General features: G+C 46.5%; 14 protein-coding genes. 4 read left to right on the top strand and 10 right to left on the bottom strand.

From position 1 onward, the window contains the following. The first annotated feature begins 7 nt into the window (after positions 1-7). Entirely contained in the window at positions 8-622 is a 615-nt protein-coding gene (locus FIU99_RS19575) for a DsbA family protein (protein ID WP_152472511.1), read from the top strand. On the opposite strand, the gene FIU99_RS19570 is transcribed toward FIU99_RS19575, so the two are convergent. The 10 genes from FIU99_RS19570 to FIU99_RS19525 form a co-directional block, all read right to left on the bottom strand. Continuing rightward, positions 619-1,068 (bottom strand): hypothetical protein, encoded by a 450-nt coding sequence (locus FIU99_RS19570; RefSeq protein WP_152472510.1) that lies wholly within the window; start codon positions 1,066-1,068, stop codon positions 619-621. The genes FIU99_RS19575 and FIU99_RS19570 overlap by 4 nt on opposite strands. Positions 1,069-1,266: 198 nt before the next feature. Beyond that, complete coding sequence (gene malZ, locus FIU99_RS19565; protein WP_152472509.1) at positions 1,267-3,114, bottom strand: maltodextrin glucosidase; 1,848 nt, start codon at positions 3,112-3,114, stop codon at positions 1,267-1,269. Next, entirely contained in the window at positions 3,111-4,904 is a 1,794-nt protein-coding gene (locus FIU99_RS19560; RefSeq protein WP_152472508.1) for an alpha-amylase family glycosyl hydrolase, read from the bottom strand. The genes malZ and FIU99_RS19560 overlap by 4 nt, the downstream gene beginning before the upstream one ends. A gap of 171 nt (positions 4,905-5,075) precedes the next feature. Next, entirely contained in the window at positions 5,076-6,866 is a 1,791-nt protein-coding gene (locus tag FIU99_RS19555) for a M28 family metallopeptidase (protein ID WP_006960476.1), read from the bottom strand. A 345-nt stretch (positions 6,867-7,211) separates the two neighbouring features. Next, positions 7,212-8,921, bottom strand: coding sequence for an ABC transporter permease subunit (locus FIU99_RS19550; protein WP_169312892.1), 1,710 nt, complete (start codon positions 8,919-8,921; stop codon positions 7,212-7,214). Positions 8,922-8,967: 46 nt separating this feature from the next. Continuing rightward, positions 8,968-10,482: an ABC transporter substrate-binding protein gene (locus tag FIU99_RS19545; RefSeq protein ID WP_006960478.1), complete on the bottom strand. Its 1,515-nt coding sequence runs from the start codon at positions 10,480-10,482 to the stop codon at positions 8,968-8,970. Continuing rightward, positions 10,472-11,320 (bottom strand): ABC transporter ATP-binding protein, encoded by an 849-nt coding sequence (locus FIU99_RS19540; protein ID WP_006960479.1) that lies wholly within the window; start codon positions 11,318-11,320, stop codon positions 10,472-10,474. The genes FIU99_RS19545 and FIU99_RS19540 overlap by 11 nt, the downstream gene beginning before the upstream one ends. Positions 11,321-11,340: 20 nt before the next feature. Next, positions 11,341-12,102 carry an ATP-binding cassette domain-containing protein gene (locus tag FIU99_RS19535; protein WP_006960480.1) on the bottom strand — a complete coding sequence of 254 codons (762 nt, stop codon included), beginning with the start codon at positions 12,100-12,102 and terminating at the stop codon, positions 11,341-11,343. Between the two features lie 169 nt (positions 12,103-12,271). Beyond that, positions 12,272-13,576 (bottom strand): MATE family efflux transporter, encoded by a 1,305-nt coding sequence (locus FIU99_RS19530; protein ID WP_152472507.1) that lies wholly within the window; start codon positions 13,574-13,576, stop codon positions 12,272-12,274. A 209-nt stretch (positions 13,577-13,785) separates the two neighbouring features. Continuing rightward, a complete protein-coding gene (locus tag FIU99_RS19525; RefSeq protein ID WP_006960481.1) occupies positions 13,786-14,799 on the bottom strand; it encodes a methyltransferase in 1,014 nt (337 codons plus the stop codon). Positions 14,800-15,262: 463 nt separating this feature from the next. Here FIU99_RS19525 and FIU99_RS19520 point away from each other — a divergent pair, with 463 nt between their 5' ends. From FIU99_RS19520 to FIU99_RS19510, 3 genes are all read left to right on the top strand, one after another. Beyond that, positions 15,263-18,313, top strand: a complete 3,051-nt coding sequence (locus tag FIU99_RS19520) for a non-ribosomal peptide synthetase (RefSeq protein ID WP_006960482.1) — start codon at positions 15,263-15,265, stop codon at positions 18,311-18,313. A 67-nt stretch (positions 18,314-18,380) separates the two neighbouring features. Further along, positions 18,381-19,868 (top strand): amino acid adenylation domain-containing protein, encoded by a 1,488-nt coding sequence (locus tag FIU99_RS19515; RefSeq protein ID WP_006960483.1) that lies wholly within the window; start codon positions 18,381-18,383, stop codon positions 19,866-19,868. 18 nt (positions 19,869-19,886) lie between these two features. Next, positions 19,887-20,162: an acyl carrier protein gene (locus tag FIU99_RS19510; protein WP_019276642.1), complete on the top strand. Its 276-nt coding sequence runs from the start codon at positions 19,887-19,889 to the stop codon at positions 20,160-20,162. Positions 20,163-20,265: the final 103 nt, after the last annotated feature.

The following is a 20,265-nucleotide window of genomic DNA, read 5'->3' as shown; positions in this document are numbered from 1 at the left end:
TGAACTTATGCAAGCTGCCAAACTCTACTACGTTTACGACCCTATGTGTTCTTGGTGTTGGGGTTATAAACCCACTTGGGAAAAAATCCAGAGTGCGTTAGCTGATGAGGTGACAGTGCAATATGTGGTTGGAGGGTTGGCGCCAGACTCTATGGAGCCTATGCCCATCGCCATGCGTGAACAAATTGCCTCATATTGGAAAAAGATCGAAAACTATTTGGGCACTGAGTTCAACTATGACTTCTGGACAAAAAACACCCCTAAGCGCTCAACTTATCCTTCTTGTCGAGCAGCGTTAGCGGCACGTAAGCAGGGAGCGGAGAAAGAGATGCTACGCGCCATTCAGCACGCTTATTACCTTCAAGCACGAAACCCGAGTGACAGTGAAGTTTTGATTGCGATAGCAGGGGAGATTGGGCTGGATGAAGCGCAGTTCTTGCAAGATTTTCAGTCTGAAGCTCTAAACCAACAATTTATGGAGGAGCTCAGTTTCGCTCGCTCTATCGGTGGGAATAGTTTCCCATCCTTGTTTATAGAGACGGCCAATGGTGTGGTCGAGCTCCCCGTTGATTATGAATCTGCCCAAGATACCATTGAGCAGATTCATCGCTTGATGGCTTAGGCTAATCGCGCGGGCTTTTTCTGCTTCATAACGTCTCGGATACTCATGCTCATTAGTATCAAGTTGGTAAAGCCCGCAATCAATTCGATAATCTGAACGATGTAAAACGTACTGTTAAACTGCCCTGCGTTTGCGAGATAGTGAAGGTAGCTGGCTGCAGGAGTAAGAACCAGCAAACCATTCAACGCAATAAAGGGCATGCGCTTTTTCTTTGCTGCAATCGGCCCTCTTGTGACCTTTGGTGCCATCTTAGCCCCCGTAATACCCGCCAATGCCATGGTTGGAATCAAAAACCATATTGCATAGAAGATGTATGTCTTAACGCTTGCTATCTGAGCAAGACTGCCAAATAGTTCCACATAAAGCGTGCTAGTAAAGAAGCTTAGAATCATCATAAAGCCACTTAAGGCGGCTGCTTTATGTATTGTTCGAATCCAGTTTTTCATCTTAATTACCTTTGCTTTATCTGTATGGGATGATTTAAATTTACAAAACAACAGTTGCAATTGCAATTGTTGTTTTTGCAATTTAAATTAAAAATCGCAAATATGAAGGGTAATAGATTGATTATTAATAAGAATAAATTTGAAACTAAATAGCGTTGCCCAGAGGTACCTGGGCAATCGGGTTCTATAAGATGTGTATTAGCGTTGGTTTTCGATAAGAATTGAAGAGACGGGCTCAAGCTTAATCGAGATTTCGCTGTTACTGGCCTCTAGTTTCTGCTTTGTCATGGCATTGAAGAAAGCTGGGATGGTGATATTCAGTTTCCAGACAGGCAGGGTGAGCGACTTTACATTATTCCCCAAATTGAAAGCCGCGATCACACATTGTCCAGTGAGTTGACGAGCATAGGCAAAGCTTGTGTCATCTTGGTAAAGCAGCAAAAAATCACCTTCTTGTAGAGCAGGTTGAGTTTTACGGATCTCAATCAGTTGCTTGATAAAAGGTAAATAGGTGTTGTGGTCTACTTCGTCCCAAGGCATACATCGTCGATTGTCTGGATCATGACTTCCCTCCATACCTAGTTCTGTTCCGTAATAGAGACAAGGTGTGCCAACGTAGCTAAACAACAAAGTTGCAGCCAGCCTGAACAGCCTAGGATCATGTTTAACCAACTCCATAAATCGCGCAGTATCGTGGCTGTCTAATTGATTTAACTGGCTAAGTTGATTCAACCAAGGAACTTTCGCTCTGGCTTCGGACAACCAATTGAGAAACTCAGGTACGGATATTGATATTGGATCAAAGGCAATGTCGAGATTGGCAAGCAGGGCACGCAGTGGGTGAGCGAAACCATAGTAATTCATCGCACCGTCTTCCTGATCGCCTTGTAGCCACTGAGTGGCTTCAAAGAAATGTTCACCAAGAACATAGCAATCAGGATTGACGGATTTAGCCGCTTGGCGAAACGCTTTGACATAGTGCTGGTTATTCTTAGCACCTTGTCCTTCACCGAGCATATGGATTACGTCGAACCGCCAACCATCAATAGAATAGGGCGGTTTTAGCCAGTGTTTGATGACAGCATCGTCCCCGAGGTAAATGTAATTTCTTACGTGGCTGTTTTCAAAATTGAGGACAGGCAGTGACTTAATACCTTTCCACCCCTCATAGAGCTGACTTTCTCCTTCAAAAAGGTAGTAATCGCGATATTCAGAGTGAGTTCCTTGGTAGGCACCCGCTTCGGAATGCAAACCTTGCAGATTGAACCATGGGTGCTCTGTTGAGGTGTGATTAAAAACCGCATCCAACATGATTTTTATATCGCGCTGATGGATTTGTTGGCAGAGCTCGGCGAAATGTTGGTTGCTCCCAAGGTGTGGGTCGACATTCAAATAGTCGCTGGTATCGTACTTGTGGTTGCTCGGAGCGGCAAAAATGGGATTAAGATACAAAGCAGTGATGCCAAGTGTTTCAAGGTAGTCCAGCTTTTGTTCAACGCCGTGCAAATCACCGCCATAGAACTCGCAGCCAGCATTACCGTTACTCACATCAACAGGTTCGCCCCATTGTTTGGCAACGACGTTTCTTGTTCCTCCTGAAACCTTGTATTCGCCAGTCTTAACACTGATCTCAGAGTTTCCATTACAGAATCGGTCGGGAAATATCTGATAGAACACCTGCTTGTTGACCCAAGCCGGAGGCTGATGCTTAGAGTTGAACTTAAAGTGGGTTTCTCTTGGCGGCATACGTGTATGGAGGCCTTTTGCATCTAGCCAAAGCTGACGCTGGGGCATGAGAATCTTAAACGCGTAGCGAGTGAGGTCTTGGTCTGAGTTGGCAGTGATTGATGCGGTCCAGAAGGTAAGATGATGTGTTTCACCATCGGGCTGCATTTCTACCAGATACTCTTCATTGTCAGGTTCGTGACGGACCAAGACTTTGTTCAACTCAATGCCTTTTTCTATTACCAGCTTGAGGGCTAGCGTGCCATTGGTAACACGAAACCAGTCTTTACTTTGGCCATGAAAGATAAATGGATGTGTCATAACTTTTGTTCCGAATCAGGGGTGACAAGCTCAAGGAACAGGCTTGCCAGTGGGGAAAGCAGCATAGAAATGGAAGCTGATGTTTGAGTCACATTCAGGGTGTACTCCGAGTCACTCATCCTATCTATCCAACGATATTGTCCGGGAAGCAGCTGCCAGTCAGTAATGAGCGAGTAAGGGAGAATCAGTTCGACTCGTTTACCTTGTTGTGCGCTGAAATTGGCAACAACAATCAGCTTTTGTTCTTCACTGGCTCTGGCGAAAGCGAACAACTGATCTTGCATTTCGCCGAAATTGTCAAAGTTCGCAGCGTAAAGGTCGTGATAGTCTCCCAATAGGGCAGGGCTTTTTAACGTCAGGTTAAGCAGCTTTTGGTAGAAGGTTCTCAGTGCTTTTTCATCCTCACTCAGTTGGCCTCCGTCAAAAGCGCCATGGTTCATCCAACGCTGATGGTGAGGGACGCCCACATAGTCGAATATCGACGTACGGCTAGGTGTACCAAATCCACCGATTTCCGCTCCAGGTTCACCGACCTCCTGACCAAAATAGATCATGCTAGGGGAACTTGATAGGCAAGTAGACACCAACATGGCGGGTTTGCCTTTTTGAGCACACCCCGAAAATTCAGGCGAAGCAAGTCTCTGTTCATCATGATTGTCGAGAAAGTGCAGCATATGGTGCTCAATATCGCGCAGCTGATACTCAATACGGCCAATCTCTCGCGTAGATCCATGACCTTGTATAATTGATTTCAACTGGTCATAGAGATCGACCTTGTCGTAAAGGTAATCCATTTTTCCGAGCTGGATATAGTCGCGATAAAGTTCCGGCTGATAGACTTCAGCCATCAGAAAGGCTTCTTGATTAGCCATTTTTATCGAAGAGTTGAGGTAGCTCCAGAACTCGACAGGCACCATTTCGGCCATATCGTAACGAAAGCCATCGACGCCTTTTTCAAGCCAGTAAAGTGCGATATCCCGAAACTTTTTCCACGAATCGGGAACGGATTTATCCTGCCAGAATTGATGGTGCTCAGAATGAGGCTTAAAGCGGTATTCCTCTGGCAAGATAGGAAAGTCTTTGCTGCCGTCAGGGCGAACACCATAATTGATTTTTACTGTCTCGTACCAATCATCAATGGACGGTTGAGCTTTCCTTGATCCATTGCCGGTCCATTTCGCCGGAAACTCCTGATAAGGCGTCTCCAAGTGTGGATGCACGTCTCCTCCAAGGATCTTTTCAGGCGATAATTCGCTTGGCAGTTCAAAAGGAGCATCTGGAATATAGTAGAAGTTGTTGTCTTTGTGATAACCGACATTGGTGTCATCGTGAGCTCCAAAATCTTCCACACCTGAAGGGTTGTTTAACCCTTTATAAACCCGAGCCACATGATTAGGTACGATGTCGATGATCACTTTGAGGCCAGCATTGTGGGTGCGACTGATTAAATCGTCGAATTCCTGGTTTCGTCGACTGGGATCATCAGCTAGATCTGGGTTGACCGAGTAGTAATCCTTTACCGCGTAAGGAGAGCCTGCACGGCCTTTGACAACCGAAGGGTGATCATTGTCGATTCCTACATGCGTGTAATCATTGACTAGAGCATGATGTGGTACGCCAGTAAACCAGATGTGTGTGATGCCCAAATCACGAATTTCATTTAAAGCCTTTTCAGTAAAGTGACTGAACTTGCCAACCCCATTGGTATCTATGTTGCCCCATGGCTGATTGGTGGTATTCGTGTTGCCAAACAGACGGGTAAAGACCTGATAAATATTGTACTTCTTCATTCAACAATCTAACCATTCTTATTGAGGTTGATTTAAGGCTAGTGGAAGTTGATGGGGTTTGACTCCTCCTTTTGGCGAGAGTGTGGGGCGTAGAAAGACGCTCAGTGGTGAAAACGTGAGATAGAACGAAAAACGCCGTGCGAGGCACGGCGTTTGTATTACGAAAGGTGATTATTTTAGGTCTTGATCAAAGTCACCGTGGAAGTGATCGTGGTCAGAGACGCTGTCGGCTGCTTTAAGTCTTTCGCCAATGCGTAGTTTCTCTTTTGGCGCTTCACCAGTAGAGAAGGCACGTTGTGCTTTCACTTCTGGTTCTGCCGGCTGCTCTGGGAACAACTGTTTGCTCATCGCGTAGTAAGTTGTTACGTAAGCAAGTGACTGAGTATTGGTGTAAAGCGCGTTCTGGTTAACGTTATTCACGTCATCACACGCCTGGTGGTAACACTTATCGTAAGACACATCGATGTCACCGCCGAATTTCTCAACTTCTTCAGCTGTTTTCACTTTCTCTGCACCAGTGAACAGGCCACCAAATGCAACACCCCAGTCAGCGAAACCTGCGTAGTCAGAACGTTTCGACAGAGCTTGAGGAATGGTCGCTTCTTCTTTATCAGTAAAGAACTCCTGGAAGATAGACTCGATGTCAGATGTGCCGTATGGCGGTTTGAAATCACCAGTGTAAGCGTTATCTGGGCTGTCTTTAGTATCAGACAAGTCGCCGTCCATCACACCATAGATGTAGTTCGGTGAACCAATCATGTCGAAGTTCAGGTACAGCTTCACTTTATTGAGCTCAGTGTAACGAGCTTCAACCAGTTCTACTTGCTCAGGCGTTAGCTCACTTGGATCTTTCAAACCAAGTTCTTCAAGAATCTGAGCTTGTGCGTCATTGTAGATTGGTTGGAACAAGTCATTGGTGTAGTACTCAGAGCCTACTAGACCTGCTTCTTCAGCTGCCCACCATGCGAAGCGAACTTTGTTCTTAACTGGTACTTCAAGCTCAGATAGGGTCACGGCGTATTCAAGTAGGCCAGCCGTACCTGTGCCGTTATCGTTGATACCTGGACCTTCTGGAACAGAGTCGAGGTGAGCACCAAGCATGACGACTTGATCGTCGTTACCGCGAGGGGTTTCTGCAAGAATGTTTTGCGTTACGACGTCTTCATCTTTCACATTGACCGTAAGATTTGCCAATACCGTTTCAGATTGTGCTTTGTTGTACCACTCTTGACCAAGATCGAAGCGCGCGCCCAAAGCGGCGATTGTCGCTTTCGTATCACTGCCTAGCGTGCCGTTAACGACAGATTTTCTGCCTTCATCGTTGCCTTGGTTGAAGACGATAACCGCTTTCGCTCCTGCGTTTTCTGCGTTGACAACTTTTGCGTCAAATGCACAGCCACCACGCTGGATAACGGCAATCTTGCCTGCTACGTCTTTGCCTGTGAAGTCAGATGCTTCACAGCCATCAGTGCTGTCGTAATCGGGTGCATCAAAGCGGAAGTCTGGTGTAATGAACGCGAGCTCGCCACTGACCTGGCCATTGGAGTTACCTGAGTAAGACATGACGGCGAAGTCTGCTTCAACACCTTCATCGGCTTCACGTACGCTGATGAGATCTTTGCCATCGACGTTGGCTTTCGTGCCTGCTAGCTCTTCCCAAGCGCGGAAGTCAAACTCTTGTGTAGTAACGATGTAGCCATGTTCTTTCATGGTTTCGACAATGAACTCAACCGAGTTGGCGTAACCTTTGGTGCCTGCTGCACGAGTAATGGAATTGCCATCTGTAGTGGCAGAAGCCAAACCTTCTAGTGTCACTAGGTGGCTGACGACTTCATCTCTATCGATGTTTTCACTGACGTATTTTGCCACCTCACGTGGATCGTCCCAGAAACACCCCGATAGCATGGTGGTACTGATAACAGTCGCGAGAATGGATTTTTTTGTTGTTATGCTTACTTGCATGTGTGACTCCTTTTTAAACAATCCATTCAATTCTTCACAAAAGATTAAGTTATAAAAATGTTAAAATTAACATATTTTATAAAAATGAATGCATATCAAATAATAAAAATGAGAAAGATGTAATTCATAGGTAGAGCTAATGTTCTAGATCTCAAAATCAACATTTTCAATTAGTTATGAGATTTTTATGGTCTTTTAATTGATAAGTTTGTTATCTGGCAAACTGTGATACATGGCAATATGATATGCAGTTAAATTCATATTAATTTTTACTGTTAGCTGCATAGTTGTGTAATTGATAGGTGGTGGGAGATGGAGGAATCGATGATTAGAAGCGACTCATTCCTAATCATCGAACAATAGATTGATTGCTATTGCCATCAAAACTAAACCTGAGATTGGCAGCAAGACACCCAATGGCGAGCGCTCTATGTAAGGCAGATTCTCTGCAATCAATAAGCCCCACTCAGGTTCTGGCGGTTTAACGCCAAGTCCGATAAAACTCAGAGAAGTCAGGCTGAGCGTAATGTACGGCAAACGTAGAAACGCGTGACGAATCAATGGCGGTAGCACATAAGGCAACAAGTAGTAACGGAGTACCCGCCACTGACTGGTTCCCCAAATTGGCGCAAGATGCGTATAAGGCTGCGCTTTGGCCTCCATCAACAAGCTTGCACAGTGCGCGGCTAATGGTGCCCACGACACCATAACAATCGCAATCAAAGCACTGTTTGGATTCATCCCCGTTAGGCCAGCAATCAGCAGACCCGCCACAATGTATGGCACACCTTTGGTGATCTCAATTAAGCCTTGGCTATAACGAGTCACGAAGCCGAGCAGCAAACCAATCACCAAACTTAGGAACGTTGCGATGATGCCCATTTTGATAGTCGACATCATACCGCCACCAACACGAGCAAGCAGATCTCGACCAATTGCATCGGCACCAAACGGTGCTACTAAGCTTGGCGATTCAAGGCGGGTAAATTGGATGGTGTAAGGATCGAGCATTAACGCCCACCCCGCACAACCAATCAGCAAGGCAAAGATTGTCGCACTGACGATACGTTTGGTGGTGCTTTGGGTAAAACGGAACGTACTGTGACTGCTGATCAACTTGCCACTTGTGACACTGTGCCCGAGTAACCAGCGTTGCAATAAGATGCTCGCACTGCTGATCAGCATCGAGAACACCAGCAACACCAACAAGCCTCCTTGCAACATCGGCAGATCTTGTGACTTCGCCGCGCCTAAAATTAGTCGTCCGATACCCGGAATGGAGAACACCTGTTCCACAGCAACCGCGCCGCCGGTCAAACCAATCACCGTCATTGCGATTTGAGGAATCAAGTTACTAACGGCACGCCACAAGGCAAAGCGTAAGATTTGAAACTGACGGACGTTCGCCGATAGCCAAGTGATCACCCAAGGTTCATCTAATACACGCTTGAGGCTGTCATTGAGCAAGCGACCGAACAAGCCAGCAGCAGGCAATGCCATTGCCAAACTTGGTAGCCAGAGGTTTTGCACGCCTTGCCAACCATAAGGCGGGAACCAGCCCAACCAAATGGAAAACACCATGATCAGCAATGAAGCAATCACGTACTCAGGCAATGAAACCAACACCGAACTGAGCGTGTCATGATGTTTGTCTAAACGATTCTGTTGCCAACGACGCACAGTGTAAAGCACGCTCGCCATGCACATTACAAATGCCATACCTAACGCTGTAACCATCAGTAATAGCGACGTTTTTGCGGTTTGTTGAACGCTCTCCATTACGGATGCGCCACTCACCCAAGAGACACCTAAGTCACCTTGCATGGCAAGCGTCAACCAATCCCACAGTCGCTCAGCAGCGCTGCGGTCAAGTTGAAGATCCTCTCGAATTGCTTGCAGAGCTTCTGCCGTCAGCAATTGTTGAGCACCCGCACGAGCACGGAGGATTGATTGGCTTGGATCGATACCGGCAATATCCGGCATCAAACCCACCAAAACAACCACTACCCCGAGAGACAGGAAGCGCGACAAAAAACGCGTAAACCATTCAGGCATACAAGCGCTCCAACGAGAGCGCATGTTGGCAACAGACGACATCGAGTTAGTTCACCTCAGTAAACTGGTCGATCAGACGACGCTCACGTGGGTCACGTTGTGCATTCTTTACGCGGTTACTCTCACCTTGGATTACACGCTCGTGAAGCAGTGGAATCACAGCGTATTGCTCAAGGATTTTGCTTTCTGCTTCGATGATCGCTTGTTGGCGTTTCTCACCCAAAGGTTGACGATCAGCGTGTTTCAATGCTGCGTCCACCTCTTCAGAGCAGAACTGACCTAGGTTGTAAGAACCTTTACAGCTAAAGTCACTTTGCATGTACGCCACTGGGTCACCAGAATCCAGCACCGTTGCACGTGACAACAAGAACGCATCGAACTTACCTGCTAGTGCATCGTTTTCGATTTGTGCGTATTCACGAACATCTAGCTCAACCACAAAGCCTGCCGCTTCAAGTTGTTGCTTTAGCAGCACCGCTACTTCTGGCAACTCAGCACGGTCGGTAAATGTACCGATGGTGATCTTCTCACCGTTCGCGTGGCGCATTTCCATGGTTTCCATACGAGGGTTCGCATCACGAATTGGTTGAGCCCATGCCAATGCTGGACCTAACAGACCTTTCGCTGAATCGGCGTGGTTCTCGTAAACCGTTTTGATGATTTGCTCACGGTTAACCGCTTGAGCCGCTGCTTTACGCAAACCGAACTGGCTAAACACATCTGATTTGTTGTTTAGGTAAAGCGTGTTGGTACGTGGCATTGCAACTTCGTGCAGCTGTGAAGATTCCATCATCGCGATTTGCGAAACAGGAACCGCTTCAACGACATCCGCCTCACCGGTACGCAGCGCTGCAGCACGAGCAAAACCGTTTGGTACGTATTCCGCAAAAATGCTATCTACTTTCGCTTTTTCACCCCAGTAACCGTCAAAACGCTTCAGTTTTGCGCTGGTTGTCCCGTTGATTTCTGTCAGAACGAATGGACCCGTACCCGCATTGATTGGCACAACACGACCGTTTTCTTGATATGCAGCACCAGAAAGGATCGCTAGCTGTGGGCTAGAAAGACGGCTTGGCAACAATGGATCGTTAAAGGTCGTTTTGATTTCAACAGTGAAGTCGTCCAATGCGCGAACTTGCCATTCGATACCATCCAAAATGCGTGGCTTTGGTGCAGCATCTAATGCTTTTTGCAGAGAGTTCACGACCGCGTTGGCATCAAGGTCAGAACCATCGTGGAATTTCACGCCCTTACGTACCGTAAATTGCCACGTCTTCGGGTCAACTTGTTCCCACTCTGTTGCCAGCATAGGCTCTGCTACCGACTGATCGTTTAGGTTCACCAGCGTTTCTGCCGTGCTCCAACGTGACAGTTTGAACGCGTCATCTGAAAGTGGCGACAAACCTGTGCGTGGTGGCTGCATCATGGCAACGCGAATTTCCGTTGCTTGCGGTGCCGCTGCTTTTTCCGCTTCTGGCTTGCTTTCGCCAGAGTCAAAACAACCGGTCAGCAGTGCGCTTAAGGCTAGCGACAAAGCTAACTTGGGAGTACTAAGGTGCATAAGAAACCTCTCCAATGGTTTTTGTGAATTCATTACTTTTGTGTTGAGCGCTCATTAATGCTCTCGTGATCAAGTGCGATGGGTTATTTGCCACACTTTGTGTTGTGCCGTGCTCGACAACGCGTCCTTTGTCTAACACCAGGATTTCATCGCATAGGGTTTGTGCAGCATCGAGGTCATGTGTCACCAAAATCAGGCGCATTTGACGACTCTTTTGAATACCTGTTAACAGGTCGAGAATCTGTTTACGACTGACGGGATCTAGGCTGCTGGTTGGCTCATCGGCAACCAACACACAAGGCTCAACAATCAAAGCTCTGGCGATAGCCACACGTTGGGCTTGCCCAACTGATAATTGCTGTGGGTTACGATCCAGCAAAGTGAGTTCCAAGCCGACATCCGCCAATACCTTTTCGACCTTCTCATTGAGCCCTTGCGTTACACCAATATTGCTTAGCGGCTCCAGTAAGATCTGGCGAACACTGTAATACGGATTCAAGCTCGATTGCGGCTCTTGCGGAATCAGTTGAATGTGCTGACACAACTCTTGGCGCTGATTAGCCGACATACGCGATAGCGGATAGCCACACACATACACTTCACCAGATGTGGGTTTACGAAGACCAAAAAGAAGCTCAATCAAGGTCGATTTACCCGCACCAGAAGGACCAACAATCGCAATGTTCTGTGTGTCGATAGCAAGATCCAATTGTTCAAGCGCTTTAAACGGTTTGCCCCCTAACCAACTTGGTTTGGAGTAATAGTGAACACTGGCTTGCTCAAAGCGAACTTCCGCCGATTTAGGCTGCGTGTGCCCGCTCAAGTTGTGCTTAGTCAAAATAGGCTCCAGAGATGAGGTTAAGGCAGCAGTTGCGCAAGTTGTTGGCAGAAAGGATGCGAACTTTGCTGAATGGCTTGCCATGGTGCGCCATAAGCCACCATGGTGTTGTCCGCAATCACTAAGACTTTGTCACACGCCAAAGCAGCAGATAGATCGTGCGTGATCAACAAACCACTGATGTTGCGCTGCTGAACACTACTGCGTAGCAACTCAAGGATCTCCGCTTCAGTTATTGGATCGAGCGCACTGGTGGGCTCATCAGCGATGATCAAGTTGGCACTACCAAGCAACGCAATCGCAATACAAATACGCTGGCGCTGACCACCAGATAACTGGCTTGGGTGCTGCGCCAATGCTGCTTTTGGATCCGTAAATCCGAGTTGAGACAACAAGGTCGTCACCGTTTCTCTGTTTGCTGAAGACAAGCGTGTTTTGTTGCCCGTTAACGCCAAACACAGTTGTTGTTCGACAGACGCCAATGGATTCAGCGCTTTGAGTGCATCTTGGAAAATGACCGCTGGACGCTGCGAATGACTGCGTTGCAACATGCCAGTTTTTGCGACTTCACTGCTGTTAAGCTGGATACTTCCGTCCACCCAAATATCAGACGGCAAAAAACCTGCGACGGCTTTCGACAACATGGATTTACCAATGCCAGAAGGTCCCATAATGGCAAGAACTTCACCTTGGAACAGCTCAAAAGAAATGTCTTTGAAGAGTGTGCGTTCTGAGTCTGCAAGGCTGAAATTATTAACGGAGAGTATTGGTTGAGAAATCACGACACCAAAACAAATGTAACATTATAACATAACAATGCTATCACGTGATTTTGTGCAATAAAACCGTCTGGAGTAGTTATTTCAGCTTATTTTTCCCTCACATCATCAATGCGAACTATCGCGATTGGTTTGATTCACAATGATATGAAATGACGTCCATTTAATATGACTAAAGACATTTTTTCTTCACCTGAATGATGCTTGGGTACAAGAAAACAAAGCGTCCAACGTAGAACACAGTAAATGCCAGCCACAAACCGTGATTGCCCCAGTATTGCACCGCAATAAATTGGGTCACTAAGAACACCACCATGGTTAAGAAGGTAGAGTTACGCACTGGTCGCGTCGTCCCCGTGCCGGTAAAGATGCCGTAAAACGTAAGACCAAAACCCGCAACTAATGGGAACACCAATAACCAAGGGCTCATATCTAAATACAGCTCAACAAGGTTTGGCAAAGTGGTAAACAACGTCACCACTTGGTGTTTGAAAAGAACCAACAGCAAGGTCAAGACAACGACGAACGCTGCGGTCCATTGCGTGTTTAGCTTAATCACGTTATCAAGCAATGTTGGATTCTTCTGCCCAACCGCTTTACCTGCAAAGACGCTCGACGCATTCGCCACACCATCAAACATGTAGCTGACGATGAAGGTCACTTGCATCAAGATTGCATTCACTGCGAGCACATCAGAACCAAGTTGAGAGCCTACACGCGCCATCATGTTGAAGAACACAAGCAGGCACACAGTACGTAACAACAAATCCATATTGGAAGATGCAATGACTTTGAGATCTTTACGCGTCATTTTTGCGGTCTGAATGTAATCAAACAACGAAAAACGACAGGTTCTCAACACCAGCACCGCACCAATAACAAACGTCGAGATTTGCGCGATAAGTGTCGCCAACGCAACACCAGCAATTCCCATGTCGAAGTACAACACAAATACGACATCCAGCACTATGTTAAGCACGTTGCCAAACACTTGCGTGAACAAGGTTTCTTTGGCTTTCGCCTGCCCCATTAACCAACCAATCACGGTGTAATTCAGCAGTACAAATGGCGCACCAAAGATCATGATATCGAAGTAAATCTTAGTGTTTTCTGCCACGACTGGATCAGGGGAGATAATCAGTTCTGCACCCATCCAAATCACGGACTGCAATGCAATAAAAATCAAGCCAAGGCTGAGCGAAAGTACGAAAGGACGAAATAAGCTGCTCGCTTGCTCTTCTGGACTGTTTTTACCTAACGCAATCGCACTTTGCCCTGTGGTACTGACTCGGAAAAAGCCAAATAGCCAATACAAGGTGTTCATGATGACCGTACCGACCGCTACACCACCAATCATCTCAGCGACACCGAGCCTACCAATCACGGCAGTGTCCACCGCCCCCAACAAGGGCTGAGTTACAGTAGAAACGATGAAAGGAAATGCAATTTTTAAGTAGTCTTTATGGGTCAGAGCCATCTTATTCTGCCGAGTTTAATAAGAATTGTATCAGGGTAAAGGAGGGAGATGATGTCCAAGATCGGGATGAGAGTCAAAGGTTGTATTGATTATCATTACAGTAAATAGTAAAACTCAAAAATATAACAAGGCTAAGCATATTAAATGCTTAGCCTTTACTTGTTGATAATTTGGTTTGTGAATCTTTAGTTTTAGTGCGTAACTTTTGGTTAGCCTTTCATCACTTCCATCACAGTGTGTCCCGTGGCGAGTTTTGCACTACGGGCGACGCGTAGATTTGATTTGGCGAGTAGCTTTTCCATATCGCTTAAGCTGCGTTGATGGGTGCCGTCTTCACAGATAACCGATTGGAACAGGGCGTTGAACAGCAGTCGTGGAGAGCGCTCACCGTCTTCAACGAGAGGTTCAATCACCAGCAGGCGATTGTCTTCTAGCGATCGAGCAACCGTGTCGAGTATGTCTTTACAAGACTGTGTATTCCAGTTGTGCAGGACGTTTTTCAGCAGATAAATATCGTAGCCAGAGGGGATAGAATCGAAGAAATCGCCGCAGCAGACCTCGACTCTGTCGTGAATGTCGCTGGGCAGGTACTGCCAACTTTGCTCGCACACTTCTTCTCGGTCAAAGATACACCCAGACAGATGTTCGTAGCGATGGAGTAACTCTGCGGTAATTACGCCGCTTCCGCCGCCAATGTCCATTAAGCTACCCGCAAAACTGAACATATCTGGAAAAACTCTGGCGAGCTCTGCGCCCACTGGTCTTGAAAAGTCACGCATAGCGAGATCATACACGGAGGAACGTGAAGGTGTGGATTCTAAATACTGGTAAAGCATCTGATCATAGATGTGTTTGAATCCGGAGTCTCCAGTTTTACAGGTATGGAGTAGCCCCTCATAGCCGCGATAATATTCTTCGCCGAACAGTCGGCAGAAATGTCGCATAGATTGGGGGTGGTCGGAAAGAAGCAGCATGGAATGCGTGTTATTGCTGATCATTCGATCATCTTCAACATCAAAAAAACCAAACAGCTCGACGACCTTAAGCGTATTTAGCAGGACAGTCTTATCCGCATTACAAGCTAAAGCAAGTGCGTCGATGTCGAGCGAGCCCTCTTTTAATAAGTCGGCAAGCCCCAGTTCTGCGGCCACATTGAGTGCTTTGGCTGCCAGAGGCAGCATCATGATTTCAGATATCTTTTTAGTGGACTCTACATTACTCATAAAACGACCTCATTAAACCGTTAATTATTGCGTATTTAGCAAGCTAGCTTTGAAAACTTAATATTTAATTAAGATTGAATGAGTAAAGAATATTATTGGCGGTGTAGGTTACTAATGAATGTTTTATCATTATTACTTGATGATTATGTTTGAGTTGTTTCTTCATTTATAAAAAGAAATTAAATTTAATTCCAAAGTGTTTTTTATGTCTGTTTATAGTCAATTTAAAGTCAGTTTATAATTGATAATATTGAATTTAAAGTAAGTTTTATCTCCATAAGTGGTTGTTATTTGGTTTTTATTTCCACTCTATCTCTGCCTTAAAAACTTTGATGCTTAAAAGCAATTTGTTTCCTTAATTAAATCCTAAGTTTTCATGTCTAACTTTTATTTGTAGAAACCGGTCAGCAAGAAAATATTCTCGCATGACTTCAGGAATACCTTAACCAGCGAGGTAAATATTGTGAAAAATAACAATCCTGTATTTGAAACTATTTCAATGCAATCGTCGATTTCCCCTGAGGCAATAGCGGTTATCTACAAAGACAAGTCGCTGACCTATTCTGAGCTTGAGCTGCAATCAAACCAATTAGCGAGCTACTTAGTTAATCAATATCCTGATGGTGATAAAGGCAAAGTAGCGGTTTACCTTGAACCTAGCCTGATGTTGCCTGTGGTGATACTGGGGGTAATGAAAGCTGGGTTCAGTTATGTGCCTCTCTCTTCGTTCCAGCCGACAAAACGCATTCAGCAAATCTTGGATGATTCCGATGCATTCCTCATCATCACTGATGAGTTACTGAGCAAGAAACCGAGCATGGCTGAGTGCGATACAGAGAAGCTGAATGTTGCAGCGCTTGATCTAGCTGGCACTCTACACTGCCAATCATTGCCGAAGGTAAACCATTCTGATTTGGCTTATACCCTTTACACATCAGGCTCGACGGGTGTGCCAAAAGGGGTAGAAGTTGAACATGGTAGCATGGCGTATTATCTCGATTGGTTTAATCATGATTTATGGCCTGAAACTCAGGTAACCCTACCGCTCACCTCCTCTCTAAGCTTTGCGGCTGCGGTGACTCAATTGTTTGCTCCTTTGCTACGTGGTGACACCCTTCATATTCTTCCTGAAGGTACTTTGAATAACCCGCAACGACTCTTTGATTGGTATCAGAACCGAACTAACACGGCGATCTACTGTGTCCCTACAATATGGAATGAATTACTCAATTACCGCTGCTCAGTCGATAGCGCGCTGTCTCTGCCTGAAACTGTTTTTCTATCCGGAGAACCTATCGGTGAAGACATTAAGCAACGTACGTTCGACAGCATCGAGAATGTGCGTTTGTTTAACCTATATGGCCCGACTGAAACCGTTGCAAACTGTGCGTTTACTGAGTTAGAGCCAGACCAGCCCGTGACTATAGGCAAAGCGTTGGCAGGAAGTGAGTTGTTTCTACTCGATGAAAAGGGCGCATTAGTGACAGACGGCAGCGTGGGTGAAATCTGTATATGCGGCCCGGGCGTGGCTCGCGGATACAGTCATCGACCTGAATTGAGCGCAGAGCGTTTCTTCTCTCATCGCGGCCATAGCGCGCATCGCACCGGAGATTTGGGTCAGTTCAACGCAAACGGAGACATGGTGTGCCTGGGTCGCAAAGATCGTCAGGTGAAAATTCACGGAGTGCGAGTTGAGTTGGGCGAAATAGAAGCCAATCTTCGTCAGCATAGTGAAGTAGCCGACGCTGCGGTGAAAATGGTCAATGGTGGGCTGGTGGCTTACTTGCTGACGGACAAAAAACCAAGTGCTTGGGATCTACGTGCTTTCCTTAGCGAGCGCTGCCCGAGCGCGATGATGCCCGCTCAATTTGTTTACCTTGAAAGCTTTCCAAAACTACCGAATGGAAAACTCGATAGCGCTCGTCTGCCCGAGCCTGCGCCAGTAAGGCCAGAGCTGAATTATGATCGCAGCGTACCCGCTAACGACCTTGAACGGGACCTCGTAGACATCTGGCAAGAAGTGCTCGGTTTTAGTGGCCTAGGGGTTGATGATGACTTCTTTGACTTAGGCGGGAATTCCTTGCAGGCGATGCGTGCCAGAACCCTGATTCGACGCCGCCTCTACAGCGAGATAGATTTCAAGCTCTTTTTCAGCAATGCGACGCCGCGTAAATTGGCTGCGGTTGTACCTTATTATCTGGCAGATGACTTGGATGACGCGACATCCACTCCAAATGAGAAGAATCAAGAAGCGCAATTCGAACCGCTCACATCGCAACAGGCTTACTTCCTGACGTTAGAACAAACCAGCGCTAACCCGAAAGCCTACCAGCCTGCGTTTTGTATTTACCTTGAAGGAAAGGCAAGTTCGGAGAGCGTGGAATGGTGCCTCAATCGGGTGTTGGCCAGCAACCCAATCCTGACTACTCAATTCGATCTCGATAACTTTACCGCTAAAGAAGGTGGCTATGGTGCAGGTAAAGTAGAGATTCCGCACCGCAAGGTTGAGCATGTGTCGGGCAAACTCAGTGAAATGTCGCATTGTGATTTGCTGGATATGGCAGACATGCCGGACATCGACATTGATAGAGAGCCGCCGATTCGCCTGGCGTTATTGAGCAATAGTGACGATGAGCATGTGATCGTTGTTCGTGTCCACCACGCTGTGTTTGACCATGATTCCATTGGCATATTCTTTGAGCAATTTGTTCAAGCTTACCGCGCTTATATGGCAGGAGATTATGGTTTTGCCCAGCATCACCAACACCACTTGAGCTTGAAACAGCATCGCGGTGCGATGGTGGATGAAGAAAGCCAGATGCAATTTTGGTTGTCGAGATTGAATCGCTATCTGACAAAAGGAGCGGACAGTTCGTTGTACCCAAAAGCGGATTACCCGTCACCACAAGGCTACGTTGTGGAACTTTCCCAGCCTTTCAGCCAAGCGATAAAAGACTTTGCGCACGCACACAATGCAACGGCGTATGTCGTGTTACTCACGCTGTTTAATCTCGTGTTAAACCACGAAACTCGTTATCACAACATAACGATTGGCTTGCCTGTCTCCAATCGAGCTCTTTGTCAGAACGATGGTCAGCTCGGCTGTTTCGTCAACATGGTCACCTACCACGAACAGGTTGATCAGGTGGATAGCGTTGTAGGCTTGATTGAAGCCAGCAGCAAAGCGATCTACTCGTTGATAGAAAATCAGTCCGTGTCCTACCTAGAACTTGCTGATGAAATGCGAAGCAAAGGCTGGCTCGAGAAACTACGTTTCCCTGTCACGTTTAATTATCTGTCTGCAATGCCGGAAGCTACAGAGGTGCAAGGCTGCCGCATGAAAGTTCAACACATCGCTGAGCAATCCGCTCGATGCGATTTGACTCTAACTGTCGATGACGGCGAGCAGTTGACCCTCAATTTCGATTATGAAAGCACGGCGTTTACCAAGCAGCAGATCACCTTGCTGGCAGAACAATACTTGGCTCTGATTTCAGACACATTATCTCTGTAATGCGGAGTGTCTCCGGCTCGCAGGGAGCCGGAGATGAATAACGATTAAATATGGGGAGATGAATACAATGTCAAAATTGATCCACCGTCAGTTTGCTCATCAGTGCGCCAAAACACCGGATAATATCGCTCTGCGAAGTGACAGCGAAAACATCACATACCGCCAACTGGAACTGCGCGCCAATAATATTGCTCAGTCATTAATCCGCTCTGGCATTACATCAGGCGATGTTGTCGGCATCTACATGAATCGCTGCAATAACCTTGTTGCGACCATATTGGGTATTTTGAAATCAGGGGCTTGTTACTTACCGCTCGATCCTTATTACCCAAGCGATCGCCTCGCTTATATGGCAGAGCACTCGGAAGCCAAACTGGTGATCACTGACAATTTGAATAGCATGGATTGGCTTAGCAATGATCTTCCAACGTTGGATGTGAATAGCATAGATTTTTCCAGCGCGACAACCCCAGACTTACCGCAGGTAGACGAACAGAGCTTGTGTTACATCATGTACACTTCGGGCTCAACCGGTAAGCCTAAGGGCGTGATGATCGCGCATCATACGGTGGTGAATTACCTCAACTGGATGCAAAATGCCTTTCAACTGACGACAAACAGCCGGGTACTGAATCAGACCACATTCAGCTTTGATATTTCAGTCTGGGAAATGTTCTGGCCTCTGATGACTGGAGCAAGCTGTGCACTGATTGCTGAAGACGCTAAGTATGACCCCGTGCTGTTGGCTGACTTCGTTGAGCAACATCAGGTCACTGTCGCCCAATTTGTGCCAACCGCACTGCGTATCATTGTCGATGCGGATGTACTGCAACAATGTACCTCGCTAGAGCATATCTTCTCTGGTGGAGAAGCGTTGCCGCAACGCTTGGTGGACGACCTTTCCGCGCAGTATCCGGGTCATATCCACAACCTCTACGGGCCGACAGAGGCCACCATCTTTGCCTGTCACTGGTACTGTCAGCCACAGTGCGTAGAAAAAGTTGTGCCGATTGGTCGCCCGATTCCACACGCAGAAGTGCTTGTCCTTGATGAAGATTTACAGCCGGTAAAACAAGGGCAGTGCGGTGAATTGTATTTGGCCGGAGACATTCTGGCGAAAGGTTACCTCAAACGTGCCGACCTTACTCAAGAACGCTTTGTAGATCATCCCCAGAGTGGAGAAAAAATGTATCGCACAGGCGATTTGGTGAGTACCCGAGAAGACGGCGCGTTACTCTTCCATGGCCGAACCGATTCACAAATCAAACTGCGAGGTCACCGAATTGAGCTGGCTGAAATTGAAGCTCAACTACAAGCGATGCCCAGCATTTCTCACGCTGCAGTGATTGTGGATAGCAGCGATGACGGTAAGGCATCTTACCTGACTGCCTTTTATGTGCCCTCTCAGCAGTCCAACGTTGATGTGCAAGTGATCAAAGAACAACTGGCAAAAGTATTGCCTTACTACATGCAACCCTCCCGATATTACTCCGTTGATAGCTTACCCACGCTCCCTAATGGGAAAGTTAGCAAGTCAGCTTTAAACGCTCACTAATTAGAAGGTTCTAGCACTATGTCGAATAACAAACCCAATATGACACCTGAAATTGAAAACCGTGTTCTCTCAATCTGGCAATCGGTTTTAGATGTTAAAAAAATTGCCCGAGATGAGAACTTCTTTGATGCAGGAGGCAACTCATTATTAATGAGTAAAGTACACAGGGAAATAAAAAGACAGCTTGGAATTCCGATTAATATTATCGAGCTATTTCAATGTCCTACAGTGGATTCGCTAAGTAAGAATATATCTAAAAAATACCCTCAGGTGTTATTAGAAAAATCGAATTAAAACTTCGCTAAATAGTTTTACCTAGAAGACAAATTCATTTTATTCGCTGATTGAAACACTCCTTTCTGTTCAAAGGAGAGGGGCCGTTTTTCCCGAAATAAGT

The sequence above is a fragment of the Vibrio sp. THAF64 genome, assembly GCF_009363455.1.
Taxonomy (GTDB): Bacteria; Pseudomonadota; Gammaproteobacteria; order Enterobacterales; family Vibrionaceae; genus Vibrio; species Vibrio coralliilyticus.
Note: the sequence above shows the minus strand (reverse complement) of the source record. Positions and strands in the feature narration are given on the sequence as shown.

What these genes read in the sequence shown, in the direction of transcription:
- FIU99_RS19525 (WP_006960481.1), bottom strand. Translation starts at nt 14,799, where the DNA reads ATGAGTAATGTAGAGTCCACTAAAAAGATATCTGAAATCATGATGCTG.
- FIU99_RS19530 (WP_152472507.1), bottom strand. Translation starts at nt 13,576, where the DNA reads ATGGCTCTGACCCATAAAGACTACTTAAAAATTGCATTTCCTTTCATC.
- FIU99_RS19550 (WP_169312892.1), bottom strand. Translation starts at nt 8,921, where the DNA reads ATGCCTGAATGGTTTACGCGTTTTTTGTCGCGCTTCCTGTCTCTCGGG.
- malZ (WP_152472509.1), bottom strand. Translation starts at nt 3,114, where the DNA reads ATGACACATCCATTTATCTTTCATGGCCAAAGTAAAGACTGGTTTCGT.
- FIU99_RS19570 (WP_152472510.1), bottom strand. Translation starts at nt 1,068, where the DNA reads ATGAAAAACTGGATTCGAACAATACATAAAGCAGCCGCCTTAAGTGGC.
- FIU99_RS19510 (WP_019276642.1), top strand. Translation starts at nt 19,887, where the DNA reads ATGTCGAATAACAAACCCAATATGACACCTGAAATTGAAAACCGTGTT.
- FIU99_RS19545 (WP_006960478.1), bottom strand. Translation starts at nt 10,482, where the DNA reads ATGCACCTTAGTACTCCCAAGTTAGCTTTGTCGCTAGCCTTAAGCGCA.
- FIU99_RS19560 (WP_152472508.1), bottom strand. Translation starts at nt 4,904, where the DNA reads ATGAAGAAGTACAATATTTATCAGGTCTTTACCCGTCTGTTTGGCAAC.
- FIU99_RS19575 (WP_152472511.1), top strand. Translation starts at nt 8, where the DNA reads ATGCAAGCTGCCAAACTCTACTACGTTTACGACCCTATGTGTTCTTGG.
- FIU99_RS19555 (WP_006960476.1), bottom strand. Translation starts at nt 6,866, where the DNA reads ATGCAAGTAAGCATAACAACAAAAAAATCCATTCTCGCGACTGTTATC.
- FIU99_RS19515 (WP_006960483.1), top strand. Translation starts at nt 18,381, where the DNA reads ATGTCAAAATTGATCCACCGTCAGTTTGCTCATCAGTGCGCCAAAACA.